This is a genomic window from Streptococcus sp. TATVAM-FAB8 (assembly GCF_046592795.1).
In the GTDB taxonomy this organism is placed as follows: Bacteria; Bacillota; Bacilli; order Lactobacillales; family Streptococcaceae; genus Streptococcus; species Streptococcus ruminicola.
In genome coordinates this window covers 98132-111616 of the sequence record NZ_JAWVPQ010000004.1, presented here as the reverse complement: position 1 = coordinate 111616, position 13485 = coordinate 98132, and the positions used below count along the sequence as shown (strand labels likewise).

General features: G+C 38.5%; 12 protein-coding genes. 1 reads left to right on the top strand and 11 read right to left on the bottom strand.

Annotated elements, in window-relative coordinates; all coding sequences use genetic code 11:
• A complete protein-coding gene (locus tag SFC32_RS03975; RefSeq protein WP_411049551.1) occupies nucleotides 1-2163 on the bottom strand; it encodes an alpha-galactosidase in 2163 nt (720 codons plus the stop codon).
• A 110-nt stretch (nucleotides 2164-2273) separates the two neighbouring features.
• On the opposite strand from SFC32_RS03975, the gene SFC32_RS03970 reads away from it, so the two are divergent.
• The gene (locus tag SFC32_RS03970) at nucleotides 2274-3107 is read left to right on the top strand and encodes an AraC family transcriptional regulator (RefSeq protein WP_411049552.1); all 834 of its coding nucleotides are present in this window, start codon (nucleotides 2274-2276) and stop codon (nucleotides 3105-3107) included.
• 46 nt (nucleotides 3108-3153) lie between these two features.
• On the opposite strand, the gene SFC32_RS03965 is transcribed toward SFC32_RS03970, so the two are convergent.
• The 10 genes from SFC32_RS03965 to lacA form a co-directional block, all read right to left on the bottom strand.
• On the bottom strand, nucleotides 3154-4764 hold the full coding sequence (locus tag SFC32_RS03965; protein WP_411049553.1) for an arabinogalactan endo-beta-1,4-galactanase: 1611 nt from the start codon (nucleotides 4762-4764) through the stop codon (nucleotides 3154-3156).
• 23 nt (nucleotides 4765-4787) lie between these two features.
• Nucleotides 4788-6473, bottom strand: a complete 1686-nt coding sequence (locus SFC32_RS03960; protein ID WP_411049554.1) for a PTS lactose transporter subunit IIBC — start codon at nucleotides 6471-6473, stop codon at nucleotides 4788-4790.
• A 90-nt stretch (nucleotides 6474-6563) separates the two neighbouring features.
• A complete protein-coding gene (locus SFC32_RS03955) occupies nucleotides 6564-6875 on the bottom strand; it encodes a PTS lactose/cellobiose transporter subunit IIA (RefSeq protein ID WP_411049555.1) in 312 nt (103 codons plus the stop codon).
• A gap of 12 nt (nucleotides 6876-6887) precedes the next feature.
• A complete protein-coding gene (gene lacG / locus SFC32_RS03950) occupies nucleotides 6888-8288 on the bottom strand; it encodes a 6-phospho-beta-galactosidase (protein WP_411049556.1) in 1401 nt (466 codons plus the stop codon).
• Nucleotides 8289-8298: 10 nt separating this feature from the next.
• Nucleotides 8299-9135 (bottom strand): PRD domain-containing protein, encoded by an 837-nt coding sequence (locus tag SFC32_RS03945; RefSeq protein WP_411049557.1) that lies wholly within the window; start codon nucleotides 9133-9135, stop codon nucleotides 8299-8301.
• A gap of 204 nt (nucleotides 9136-9339) precedes the next feature.
• Nucleotides 9340-10236 (bottom strand): aldose 1-epimerase family protein, encoded by an 897-nt coding sequence (locus tag SFC32_RS03940; RefSeq protein WP_411049558.1) that lies wholly within the window; start codon nucleotides 10234-10236, stop codon nucleotides 9340-9342.
• A 98-nt stretch (nucleotides 10237-10334) separates the two neighbouring features.
• Nucleotides 10335-11330, bottom strand: coding sequence for a tagatose-bisphosphate aldolase (gene lacD, locus SFC32_RS03935; protein WP_074965331.1), 996 nt, complete (start codon nucleotides 11328-11330; stop codon nucleotides 10335-10337).
• Nucleotides 11331-11335: 5 nt separating this feature from the next.
• Nucleotides 11336-12268, bottom strand: a complete 933-nt coding sequence (locus tag SFC32_RS03930; protein ID WP_411049559.1) for a tagatose-6-phosphate kinase — start codon at nucleotides 12266-12268, stop codon at nucleotides 11336-11338.
• 11 nt (nucleotides 12269-12279) lie between these two features.
• Nucleotides 12280-12795, bottom strand: coding sequence for a galactose-6-phosphate isomerase subunit LacB (gene lacB, locus SFC32_RS03925; protein ID WP_411049560.1), 516 nt, complete (start codon nucleotides 12793-12795; stop codon nucleotides 12280-12282).
• A 16-nt stretch (nucleotides 12796-12811) separates the two neighbouring features.
• Nucleotides 12812-13237 carry a galactose-6-phosphate isomerase subunit LacA gene (lacA, locus tag SFC32_RS03920; RefSeq protein ID WP_074869869.1) on the bottom strand — a complete coding sequence of 142 codons (426 nt, stop codon included), beginning with the start codon at nucleotides 13235-13237 and terminating at the stop codon, nucleotides 12812-12814.
• Nucleotides 13238-13485: the final 248 nt, after the last annotated feature.

Here is a 13485-nt window from a genome sequence, read left to right as displayed (position 1 = left end):
TTATTGTTTCACGAAATAGTATTGTTTGCTGAGGTAATCACCTTGTGGGAGAATCGCTGTGAGGCCCGCGTACATGAGCTCTGCTCCTGAAAAGACTTGGTCTGTTCCTTGCAAGCAATAAAGAGCTTCTTCTTCCAAGCCTTTCAGCTTAAGTGTTGTTTCAATTGTTTCAATCGTTGAGAGAGTACGAACGTAAGTCACAACAACCTTATCTTCATAAACAAATTGAACCGCCGCTTCATTTGAACCTTGTTCTGGATTAATAAGACGATATTGTTTTCCAAATTGGACAACTGGTCGAATGTCTTTGTAGTGTGCAACCTGAGCAGCAATCACTTCTTTGTCACTTTCTGGTAAGCTTGTCAAATCAAGTTCATAGCCAAGATTTCCCATCATGGCAACATTACCGCGAGTTTCAATCGGTGTTGTGCGTCCCATTTGATGATTAGGACTTGCTGACACGTGAGCTCCCATAGAAATTGTCGGGTAAAGGTAGCTTGAACCGTATTGAATTGGCAAACGTGAAATGGCATCAGTATTATCACTCGCCCAAACTTGTGGGAAGTAACGCATCATGCCAAGGTCATTTCGACCACCGCCACCTGAGCAAGATTCAAAGAGAACATTACTGTGCTTTTCAGTCAGATAAGACACCAAATCATACAAGCCCAGCATATAAGCATGTGACTGCATTTGTGTCGCAAGGTAAGTATCACCATTTCCGATATTTGTGATGTTACGGTTATAATCCCATTTAACATAATCAATAGCATTTTCTGTCAAAATCTTATCAATAGCTGCCTTGATGTAGGCTACGACATCAGGATTTGCAAGGTTGAGCACCAATTGATTACGAGAATAAGTATGACCACGACCTTCAGCTTGAATAGCCCAATCTGGATGCGCACGATAAAGGTCACTATCAACAGAAATCATTTCTGGTTCAAACCACAAACCAAATTTCAAACCTTTGGCATGCACTTCAGCAATCAAGTCATTCAAAGGTCCACCGAGTTTTTCTTCGTTGACAACCCAGTCACCAAGCGCACGATTATCATCGAAGCGATTGCCAAACCAACCATCATCAAGAACAAAAAGTTCGATACCAAGCTTGCTAGCTTCATCAGCTAAGTCAAGCAATTTCTCTTTTTTGAAATCAAAATAAGTCGCTTCCCAGTTGTTGATGAGAATCGGACGTTCAACATGAGCAAATTGTTTTGGCATGATATGTTCTTGGACAAATAATTGACTTTCATGAGTCAAATGTGTCAAACCTTTGGCTGAATAAGTCATGATGGCTACTGGTGTGTCAAAACTATCGCCCGCTGACAATTCCCAAGCAAAGTTATCATCGTTAATTCCGATACCCAAACGAACTTCGTTCAATTGATTTTTTTGAACAAAAGCTTGGAAATTACCACTATAAAGCAATTGAAGTGCCAAAGTTTGACCAGCATCTTCCGTAGCTGTGTGGTCACATAACACCATAGCTGGTGTGTGCGCATGACCTGAAGCACCACGATTTGAAGCGACAGTGAAAATACCTTGTTCAAGCTTATGGCGACGAACTGTCTTTTCACGCGCATAAGCTCCTTGCAAAGTCACCACATCATAATCAGAAGCTGGCACATCAAGCATGGTTGACAAAGTACGATTGATAACAACTGCTTTATCTGATAAATTGCTAATCTTAGCAAAGCTAGAAATTGTTGAACGCTCAGCATAAGCTGTGTAATAAAGCGTCAACTCCAAACCAGCCAACTTATCTTCTAAGACTAAAGCAAGTGTTTCAGCATTTTCTGTACTGTGTGGATTTGGTAGCCCTGCTGCCTCAACAGCTCCTGATAAGACATGATAATCTTTTAATTTAAACTGCGTTAAGTCATTAGTGTCGTGTGAAATACTAATGGATGGCTGGCGAAAATCACCAAAGCCATGTACCCCCAAAATCTGACGTTGCGTATCGAAACTGTAAGTTCTATCATCAGGAGTTGGATTACCTGAAAAGGCATGGTCTTTTTCAAAAAGAGCATTAGAGCCATGGTAAGCTGTGATTTTTCCTCCAATATGACGAAGCAACAAATCTCCCTCGTGATTTTCAATAATCAGTGACATATTTTTACTATTTACGTAAAATAGATTTCCTTCAATTTTGATCCCCATTGAGCTTCCTCCTTAATATTTACTAAAATTTTACCACCTATTTTCACTATAATGAATGGTAGGATGTTAGATAAATATGGTAAAATGTTGCTTGTGAGGGAGGGGATACTTTGAACGTTCTAAATACTTATAATGAATTTAATACCAACAATTTTGACTTAAACGTTGACCATTACGGCGCTGAAATATGTGCTAAAAACTACTCTTTTGGCCCAACTGTCAGGGATAACTATGTCCTTCACTTCATTGTAGATGGTAAAGGAAAGCTCACCATTGACGGGATAACAACCCAGCTAAAAACAGGTGATATGTTTATTCTCCCAAAAGGTAAAGTAGCCTTTTACCAAGCCGATGGTGAGCATCCTTGGACTTATCTCTGGGTTGGCTTTAGCGGGTCAAAAGCTGAAAATATTTTGAGCAAAACTCAGCTGCTCGACCACTACTTCTGCCATTCGACGCTTGAGTCTAAAGTTCTTGATCAAATCGTCAAATTAACGCAATTTCGTGACCAAAAACTAGATGATGTGACTGAACTCCAACTGATTGCGGAACTCTATAAACTTCTAGCTTTTCTTATGGAAGAATTGCCAAGTAAAAGCATGTCAGACAGCAATATTTTGATTCAAAACTATATCAAACAAACGAAAAAAATTATCCACACCCAATACAGCAAAACTCTTAAAGTTAGCCAAATTGCAAAAAAACTCAATCTTAATCGTTCCTACCTTTACAAGATTTTTAAAGAAGAAACAGGCTATTCTATCAAAGATTACCTAGGTCAAATCCGCATGGAAAAAAGCGCTGATTTGCTAATCAACACCACTTTTCATATTTCAGAAGTCGCAAACGCCGTTGGCTTTCCTGATGCTCTCGCCTTCAGCAAGGCTTTCAAAAAACATTTCGGACAAAGCCCAAGTAATTACCGAAAAGCGCTGAAAAAATAAAACAAAAAATCTCCCCCGAGAACTGAATTCTTGGGGGAGGAATGTTTTAATCAACTTTCACTAGTCGGACGTTATCGATATTTAGCCATTTGTTGGCTGATGATTTGACGTAAACGCCAACTTCGCATTGTCCGTTTGTGATTTGAATGTTATCAATGGTATAGGTTTTCCAAGTACTTGAGTCTTTGAGAGAGATTTTTTGTTCGTTGCCACCGTAGTTTTTGATATAAAGTTCTGCGGTTTCAAGACTTGTGTCACCCATAGCATCGATGCTTAATTTATAAGTGCCTGAGCTGAGCTTGCCTACTGTTTGGTAAATAGAACTTTCATAAGCTTTATCTGACCAGAAGCTGAGTTTATAACGCGTATTATCATAACTTTCGGTCTTAATAGCTGAGCTTTGTCCATTTTTCCAAATCTGCCAAGCTGATGGACTTTCGGTATAACCGTCCCATTCAAAGCTGTTGTTTTGAAGGAGATTCGTTAGATTAGAGTAATTAAAGGCTTTGATACCACGTAAAGCATTTCCTTGGAAATCAAAGACTGCTTGATTTTCCCATTCGTTACCAGTCATATCCGAAACGCCAAGATATGACATCCCTGCTTGTGTGGCCCATGAGACATTACCGTTAAACCAGAGTGGTTCCCAATAGAAGAAACCTAGTCCATTGTTATTTTTAACGTCCTTAATCTTATCAACCAAGTCTGTCAAAAATTCGTATTGACCATCTTGGCTTGCTTTGTAGCCTCCAGCTGCTTCTTCCGTTGCTGTGAAGGCGTTTGTTTTTTGGTCAAGATTATCAAGAGTATTGGCATAAGCTGTTTCAACTACAACCACTTTTTTATTGTAGCGTTCGCTGATATTATCCATGTTGGCTGAAAGGTCAGCTAAGCTACCATGCCAATAAGGGTAATACGAAATACCGACAATATCAAAGTCAACGGATTGATTGGTAATCTCATCTAACCACCATTGGAAAGTTGATTGATTACCGCCGTCTGCTAAGTGAAGCATGATTGGAGTGTTACGGCTTTGGGTGTCTTTTACCGCTTGAACACCAGATTTTAGGAAAGTGGCTAGGCGGGTAAATTCTTTTCCATCACCGCCCCAGCTTTTTCCGTAAGGCCATAGCATACCGCTGTTTAATTCGTTTCCGATTTGCACCATATCAGGGTAAAAGCCTTTTGCTTTCATCTGATTAAGGACATCAGCTGTGTAAGAATAGACACTTGAATTTAATTGTTCAAAGGATTGATTTTGCCAGGTTTTAGGAAGATTTTGTTTTCCTGGATCTACCCAAAAATCACTGTAGTGAAAATCAAGTAAGACTTTTAAGCCTTTATTTTTAGCACGTTTCGCTAATTTTAGTGTTCTGTTTAAGTCATTCGTTCCAGCACCGTAGGGATTGCCATTTGCATCATAAGGGTCAACCCACAGACGCAAGCGAACATAGTTGACACCATTATCTTTTAAAATGGTTAGCGGATCTTTTTGAGTTCCATTACTTTTATAAACCGCTCCGCTATTTTCCATTTCATCAAGAATGGAAATGTCAGCTCCGTTGATAAAGTCATCGGCTTTGACTAGGCTGGCATTTCCTGCCGTTAAGCCTAGGACAGCCGCGCTTACTAAAATCAGTTTCTTTAGCTTTTTCATAATCGTATCCTGCTTTTGTTCTCTTAAGCAAAGTAAGACATTACGAAGGCTACAGCACCTTCTGGGTCACGCGTTAATTTAATGTATTCAGCACCTTTTGTGGCAGCTAGTTTGATACCAAGGGCATCAGTATCTTTCTTGATATCTTCGTAGAATGAGTTAACTTGTGGAGCAAGGACAATCATATCGAAGTTTTTCATGATTTCATAGTGTGAGCCATAAGCACCAGCAGAAGCTGTGATATTTGCACCTGTGGCAGCAGCACCTTCAGTAAGAGCGTTGGCAAGCATAGCACTTGTACCAGCACCAGCACAAAGGACCAAGACGTTAATTGGTTTATCAGTTGTGACTGTTACAGCTGGTTTAGCGTCAGCAACTTCTTCTACAGCTTTGATTGTTTTAACAGGAGCTTCACTTTCTCCGGCAGTTTCTTGCGCAGCATTGGCAGCTTCTTCTTCAAGAAGAGAGGCGTCGTAAGCTTTGATGAATGGGAAGTAGATAATCGCATCAACAGCGATAAGAACAAAGACAAGGACAATAGCTAGAAGACTAACACCTGTACCAAGAACAAGTCCAATTGGAGCTGGTGTTGCCCAAGGAAGAACGTACATAAAGCTGTTCATCTTAAGCACGTCAACGAAGAATTTGAAAATCCAAACGTTGGCAATTGGTGCCAAAAGGAACGGAATAAAGAAGTAAGGATTAAGAATGATTGGTGTTGCAAAAAGCAAAGGTTCATTTACCGCAAAGCTGACTGGAATAAATGAAGCTTTACCAACAGCTTTCAATTGTTCTGATTTTGCAAATAGTAAGAATAAGAATGGCACGACAAGTGTGGCACCAGTACCACCCATAGTACCAACGAAGTTACCAAGACCAACAGTCAATACGTTTGAAGCATGTTCACCAGCTTTAAACAATTGAAGGTTAGTTTCAACATTAGCATAGATAATAGCCGCAATGGCTGGTTCTACGATTGATGGACCATGCACACCAACGAACCAGAACAATGCCATAGCTCCCCAGATAATGGCAATTCCAAGGTAACCATCAGCTGCTGTGAACAATGGTTGAAGAAGCGTGATAACAGCTTCTGCAAATGATGTGCCAAAGAAATGACGGATAACTGTATCAATAATTACCGCAGCAAACACGGCAAATGAGAATGGGAAAATGTCACGGAATGTTTGAGAAATAGTACCAGGTACTTCTTTTGGCATCTTGATGGTGATGTCACGAAGCACACAGAATTTATAAACATTAACAGTGATGAAAGCTGCTACAAAGGCTGCTAGGATACCTTTTGTCCCCATGTATCCAGTAGCAAGACCACCTTCGATTTCATCGGCACTCAACATCAAGAAGCTGACGATTGAAGCAAGCATGACAGATACAGCATTGATTTTTTTATTGCCAGGCATCTTACGGTTAACAGATTCAGCTAAGCAACGTGCTGTTGTTGATGAAACAAGAAGGGCAACCACACCCATTGAATAGTTGTAAATTTTCCAGAGCCAGTTTGAAAAGTCTTCTGGTAATTTGACACCAAGAACATCAGGAATAGATGCAATCAAGATGAAGATACTAGAAAAGAGAATAGCTGGCATAGCTGCTAGGAAACCATCACGAATGGCACCTAGATAAATGTTTCGAGACACTTTTTCAAAAAAAGGTTTCCCTTTTTCAATTTGTTGAATGAGTTTGTTCATGATACAACTCCCCAAAAACCTAAGCTTAGCAAATGAGAGGAGATTAAACTTTTGCCAAGCCTTGGTTCATTTCCTTTCTTTTTTCAAAAATTAACGATTTTTATATAATTCAATAAAATCCGTAATAAGATCACGTAGCAATAAAGTTGTCATCAAGTGATCTTGACCGTGAACAAAGATAAAACCAAGTTCCAAATCTTCACCACCTGCTTCTTGTGCTAACAGAGCAGTTTGTGCATTGTGGGCTTTTGCCAAATTGTCATCAGCGTCTTTGAGCGCTTTATCGATATTGTCAAAGTTGCCAGAACGCACTTCTTTTAGCAATTGAAGAAGTGTACTTCTTGCATCCCCTGAGTAAGCCACAATTTCAAAACCTAACATTTGTAATTCTTTTTTATCCATTTTCAAAATCCCCTATTCTACAATTTTTGTATCGCTAATGTGTTTGTACCAATATGCTGACGCTTTTGGATAACGTTTTTGTGTTTCAAAATCCACATAGAACAAACCGTAGCGTTTATTATAACCATTTGACCATGAGAAACAATCCATCAATGACCATAGGAAATATCCCTTGACATTAACCCCTGCATCGATTGCTTTAGCAAGTGATTGCAGGTAAACTTTCAAGTAATCGATACGTGGTTGGTCCATGATGATACCGTCATCAAATTCATCTTTGTAACCCATACCATTTTCTGTAATGTAAATTTTATTATAGTGTGGGTAATCTGCTTTGATACGAAGAAGCAAGTCATACAAACCTTCAGGATAGATAATCCAGTCCCAATCTGTTCTTGGAATTCCTTCTTTGTAAATACGTTCCCCGATACCTTTCACTTTGTAAACTGATGTTCCTTTATCACCTGTACCGTTGTGATGAATAGCATTTTCACCATTGTAGGCTTTAACAAAATGACATTGGTAATGATTGATACCAAGGTAGTCATTACGGTGACTAGCTTTTTTCATTTCTTCAAAGTCACTATCAAGAAATTCGTAGCTTTCATTGTTAGCAGCGCAGATTTCTTTAAGCGCTTTCATTGTTTTGTTTGAATAATAACCTAGATAAGTTGCATCAAGCAAGAAACGAATTGATAACGCATCATCTAGGAAAGCGGCATGTTTATCTTCTTCACTATCAGTTGCAGGGTATTTTGTTTCAAGAGAATGAACGACACCAATTTCACCTTGGTAGCCACCATCTTTAAACAAGTTAACCACACGCGCATGTGCATACATCATATTGTGCAAACATTGGATAACTTTTGAAAGGTCGTATTTGATTCCTGGTGGGAAAATACCAAGCAAATATTGGTTCGTTGCAACTGGATAGATTTCATTAAACGTACTCCAGTGACGAACTTCTGTGAATTCTTCAAAACAGAATTTAGCGTAATCGACAAATGCCTCAATTGTGTCACGGTTTAGAAAATCACCATTATCAAACAAAACTTTTGGCGTATCAAAATGATGAAGGGTTACGAAAGTTGTGATACCACGTTTTTCACATTCTGCAAAAACTTTGTGGTAAAAATCAACTCCTTCTTGGTTAACCTCACCTCTACCATTTGGGAAAATACGACTCCAAGCAATCGATAAACGGAGTCCATTAACACCAAATTTTTCACAAAGCTCAATATCTGTTGGGTATTGGTGATAAAAATCGCTGGCTGGATTTGGACTGAAACGTCCTTGTTCTGCTAGGAAATCATCCCAAGCCACTGGGCCTTTGCCACCTTCATTTGTTGAGCCTTCAACTTGGTATGCTGCTGTCGCGCCACCAAAAATAAAATCATCAGGTAATTTGTACATTGTTTTCTCCTTATTTTAATAATCGTTGAATATGTATGACCAGATAAACACGTTCACTGCGTGATAAATCCAGCTGCAATTCTTCTTCAATCAAGTTGTAAATGGCTCGACCAATTTGATAAGCTTTTGGATAATCTGCTTTAACAAATTCTTCCATACTTATCAAAGATGTTTCATCTTGCTGATTAGTCTGTAATCGATTGATTAGATAAGTAAGGTGAATCATCAAACGGTCGTAAAGATTGCCATTAGCACTACTACGCTTGATACCATTCTTGACTAATTCATCCTCGACTAATTCCAAGACGCGTTTTCTAGCGCTCTCTTCTTTCGTCGCTGAAACATCGTAGTCACCTTTAGCATTAATGAAATGCAGTGCCATGCGCCCAACTTCGTCATCAGGAAAAGTTACTGATAACTTTTGACTCAATATCTCAACAGCTTCTCTTGCCATCTCAAACTCGGTCACGTATTCTTTCGAAATGTCTGGCAAATGACTTTCTTGATAGTTCCCTTTTAATAACTTCTGATAAACAGAATAAACGTGATCGGTAAGCGTGACATACAAATATTCTTGCACAGGGAATTGATGCTTTTTCACCAATTCATCAATCATATTGTAAGTAACCGTTAAGATATCAAGCGGAATGTTTTTCAAGAGCGTTAAAAAGTTTTCTTTAGATTCCTCAGTTTTTAAAGAAAAGACTTTTTCAACTTTATCTGGTGTGATTAAATCACCTTTTCTCTTGTGAAAAACAATTCCTAGTCCCATAACGACAGCCTGTTGCCCTTGTTCATTTTTAACTAGGGCTACATTATTGTTGAGCGCTTGTATAATCCGAAACATTCTACCCCTCCCCAGTGGTTTAGACAAATAAAAAACCACAAACAAGCTAGACTTCTTCCGTCTAGATTATTTGCGGTCTTGCCTAATGTCTTAGTTACAATCCACTCTATTTAATTTCTATGGTTATAATATATCACACATATTTAGTTTTGTAAACCCTTTCTTGTTTATTTTTTGAGTTTTTTTGTTTGTTTATAAACATTTTCAAAAAATAGTGATAGTAAAGGATTTTTCACTCGTTTTTCTGCTATCCACAAAAGTAACCTGACGTTTGTCTTCTAAAACATCACTTTCATCTAAGGATGTTGACAAGCCACTCCAAGGTTCCAAAGCGATAAAAGGACTCTTGTTGGCTGTTGACCATAAAATCAAGTTTGGAAAATCAGCAAAGTCTAGTCGCAATCCTTTATCGTGTTTATGAGATTTCAAAGAAATGCTACGCGAAGCCAAACGATCCAAAGTAATCGCATCTTTAGCAAACAAAGCATAATCTAGCTCTAGCACTTTTTGGTGATTTAAAAATGGCGTCCGCTTTGTCACATCAAGTAAACCAGTCTCTGGAAAAGTTTCTGGTACTGAGCAAGTTTCTTCTTTTTCAAATTCAAGATAATAATCTTCGTATTCTTCATCATCTAGCAAGGGACAGTTAAAGCCTGGATGTCCCCCGATAAAATACGGCATACGCTTTTCTGACTCACGGTTAGTCACTTGATAAGTCACCTTGATAGTCTTTTCAATTAAGGTATAAATGATTTTAAGTTCAAAATCATAAGGATAATTCGCTAACATATCACTGTCGGGTGTAATGCTAAAAGCGACACTGTCTTCTGATATGGGATGATAGCTAAAATTTTTCTTACGCACCAAGCCATGACGTGGGATGATTCCTGTAAAATGCGGACGAACATTTGGACGATAAATCGCTTCATCATCACGTAAGCTACCACAAATCGGAAAGAGTACAGGTGCCTGTGAACTCCAATATTTTGGATCTCCTTGCCACAAATATTCGATGCCATCTTTATCTTTGATAGAAGACAAAGCTCCCCCAAATTCTTTAAATTGAACTGTCAAGAAATCATTTTTTAATTCGATGACCATAATTTCCTTCCCTTTCTAAAAAAGGGAATGTTCATCCTCACAATCAACATTCCCAGTATCAAAAAACAAAGTATATCAAAGAAGTTTTGCTAATTGCTTTAGGCAAAAGCAACTTCAACTACTTTCTCAGTCCAAGGACTAGCTGTCTTCACAAGCACTTTATTGAGATCTTCAATATTTTTGCGTCCTTGCGTTTGAAGCCATTCACGCGCAGCAGCTTCACCTTGTTCAATATAGATTTGAACACAACCAGCCCATGTCGCACGTCCACAAAGCACACCATTGAAATTAGCACCAGATTCAGCCGCAAATGCCAACGTTTCTTGGAAAAGTTTTGCTGACACACCAGCACTTAGGTAGATGTATGGCAAATGGCTAGCCGCTTCTTGGTCTTTAAAGGCTTGTGCTGCTTCTTCTCTTGTGTAAACCACTTCACCATCCGCAAAACCTTCAACATATTTCATATTGACAGGGACTTCAACTTTAAGCACATCGATACCAAAGCGTTCATCAGAGAAAACTTTCATAGCTTCATTAACTTTATGTGGTTTGACTTTGGCAAATGCTGCGCTAGTATTGTCAGAAATGTTTTCATCGTAAGTCAAGATTTCAAGGAAGAATGGCATGTCTTCAGCCTTACATTCATCACCAATGCGTTCGATGTAAGCTTGTTTTTGAAGATTAATGTATTCATCACCATCGACATCGTAGTAAAGCAAGAATTTCACCGCATCTGCGCCTTCTTCTTTAAGGCGCTTAGCTGACCATTCTACCAAACAATCTGGCAAGCGGCTAGTTGTTGTGGCATCATAGCCTGTTTTTTCATAAGCTAGCAACAATCCTGCATTGCTATCTCTGACTTTGCTTGCAGGCAAACCATATTCAGGGTCAAGAAGAATAGATGAGGCATATGGTGTTAATTCTTCAGAAACCAAGGCTTTCAATTGTTCAATTTGTGCAACACTTGGTTCTTCAGTTTGATATTTTGCCATCATGCGTTTTAATGCCCCACGTTGGTCAAATGCCAAAGCAGAAATAACACCCTCACGACTAAGTTTTTCTAGTAAGTTACGTTTTCCTTGTGTTAATACCATTTTTTCTATACCTCTTCTACCTGAATTTGTTTAAATAAATTTTCGTAATGTTTCATATTGACATGCCCAGTCATTTTTTCTTGAGCGTTTAACATCCCAAGAACATTAGCATGGCATAAGAAATCTTTATCTGAAAGGCTGTGAGTAATTGCTGAAGCAATCCCAGCCACTGTCGAATCCCCTGAACCGACCGGATTTACCACATTGATTTTGGGAATAGTGACGCGGTAAAAATGATTGCCATGTTTTGCAAAAGCTCCTTTGCCACCTAGTGATACAACTACCCAATCAATGCCATCAAACAAGTCATCTTGCAAGATTGCTTTTAGTTCTGCTACATCGTCCGTAACCGTTTTTCCAACAAGTTGAGACAACTCTTCGGTATTTGGTTTGATGACAAATGGTTTGTCAGCACCAGCTAAAACAGCTTCTAACGCTTGGCCAGAGCAATCCAGCACAACTTTTTTTCCTTGAGAATTTGCTAGACTAATCATCTTTTGATAGTAATTATCCTCAAGACCAGCTGGAAGACTTCCTGAAATCGTGATGACATCATACGACGGGCAAAGATAACGAAAATGATTAAGAAAACCATCTGCCTCATCTGGGTCAATCATGGGACCAGCTTCTAAAATTTCTGTTTGCAATCCGTCATGTAAAATCGCAATGCAATTACGCGTTTCACCATGAATCTTAAAAAAGCGGTGATTAATCTGACTTTTATCTAATTGCTCTGTCAAAAAATCGCCTAACTTTCCACCGATAAACCCAGTTGCTGTAACATGGTCGCCTATTTCTGATAACACTCGAGTGACATTCAAGCCCTTGCCGCCTGCGGTTTTTCTAACCTCAGTGACACGGTTTACAGTATCTAGTTTTAAATCATCCAGCGGGTAAGAAATGTCAATCGATGGATTCAATGTTACGGTAAGAATCATCTTATTGTCTCCTAGTCGTGATATTCGCCGTGATCCCATTTTTCAAGAAATTCATCAAAGAAATCTGGTGAACTTTGCTCTTCATTAACTGTTTCCACAGCTGCAATTTTTTCAATTAAAGCTTTATTTTCTGCTGTTGGTTTGTACTCAGCCTTGATGAAGGCTTCGATAATATCACACATCAACAATTCACCAGTGATTTTACCACCAAAACCAATGACATTCGCATTCAATTCTTCTTTGGCATAAATAGCAGTTGTCATGTCACGCACCAAAGCTGAACGAATACCTGGAACTTTGTTAACAGAGTTGTTAATGCCAACACCTGTACCGCAAATACAAACACCTAAATCTGCTTGTCCACTTGTCACTGCTTCTCCGACTTTTTTACCAAAAATTGGGTAATGCGTACGTGTGTGGTCATAAGTCCCACAGTCAATTACTTCGTAACCTTTTGATTTCAAGAAATCTGACACTGCCATTTTTTCTGTTGTTACGATATGGTCACATCCAATTGCAATTTTCATTTTATCTTCCTCGCTCCTAGCACATTTTATTTAACATATCGACACGGATTTGGTGACGACCACCATCATAATGACCTTCCAAAAATCCTTTGACAATATTTTTAGCTAATCCAACTCCCACAATTTCTGAACCCATGGTAATCATGCGCGCATTATTGTGAGCACGTGTCATATAAGCAGAGCGTTCATCTGAAACTTCTGCACAGATCATGCCTTTGATTTTTGTAGCTGTCATAAAGCTACCTGCACCATAAGCATCAATCATAATACCTAGATTTTCATCTGATTCATTGACACCTGCTGCAACCGCAAGCGTATTATCAACAAAATCTTTTTTGACATCTGTAACGTCTTTGACGTCATAAGCATTTTCAAGCAGGTAATCTTTAATAATGTTTTTTAAAGTTTCCCCTGCAGCATCTGAACCAAGAATAACTGTCATTTTAACACCTCAAAATTTTTCTTTTATCTAGATAATTTTTTAAAAACGTTTTTTTATGTTTATATAATAAATCCAAAGCAAACATTTGTCAACATATTTGTTTAATATTTTTTAAAAATGTTTGTTGTTTTGTGTTTGATTTATTTTAAGAAACTTTCGAGAAAAGCTTTAAATTCGGTACTTTTCATGATTATTACAAAACTGTTTCAAAATGTTTCTTTTTTTTCTTATTTGTTGAGTTACTAGTC

Coding starts and splice junctions, on each gene's coding strand:
- SFC32_RS03975 (WP_411049551.1), bottom strand. CDS start 2,163: ATGGGGATCAAAATTGAAGGAAATCTATTTTACGTAAATAGTAAAAAT.
- SFC32_RS03965 (WP_411049553.1), bottom strand. CDS start 4,764: ATGAAAAAGCTAAAGAAACTGATTTTAGTAAGCGCGGCTGTCCTAGGC.
- SFC32_RS03960 (WP_411049554.1), bottom strand. CDS start 6,473: ATGAACAAACTCATTCAACAAATTGAAAAAGGGAAACCTTTTTTTGAA.
- SFC32_RS03955 (WP_411049555.1), bottom strand. CDS start 6,875: ATGGATAAAAAAGAATTACAAATGTTAGGTTTTGAAATTGTGGCTTAC.
- lacG (WP_411049556.1), bottom strand. CDS start 8,288: ATGTACAAATTACCTGATGATTTTATTTTTGGTGGCGCGACAGCAGCA.
- SFC32_RS03945 (WP_411049557.1), bottom strand. CDS start 9,135: ATGTTTCGGATTATACAAGCGCTCAACAATAATGTAGCCCTAGTTAAA.
- SFC32_RS03940 (WP_411049558.1), bottom strand. CDS start 10,236: ATGGTCATCGAATTAAAAAATGATTTCTTGACAGTTCAATTTAAAGAA.
- lacD (WP_074965331.1), bottom strand. CDS start 11,330: ATGGTATTAACACAAGGAAAACGTAACTTACTAGAAAAACTTAGTCGT.
- SFC32_RS03930 (WP_411049559.1), bottom strand. CDS start 12,268: ATGATTCTTACCGTAACATTGAATCCATCGATTGACATTTCTTACCCG.
- lacB (WP_411049560.1), bottom strand. CDS start 12,795: ATGAAAATTGCAATTGGATGTGACCATATCGTAACAACAGAAAAAATG.
- lacA (WP_074869869.1), bottom strand. CDS start 13,237: ATGACAGTTATTCTTGGTTCAGATGCTGCAGGGGAAACTTTAAAAAAC.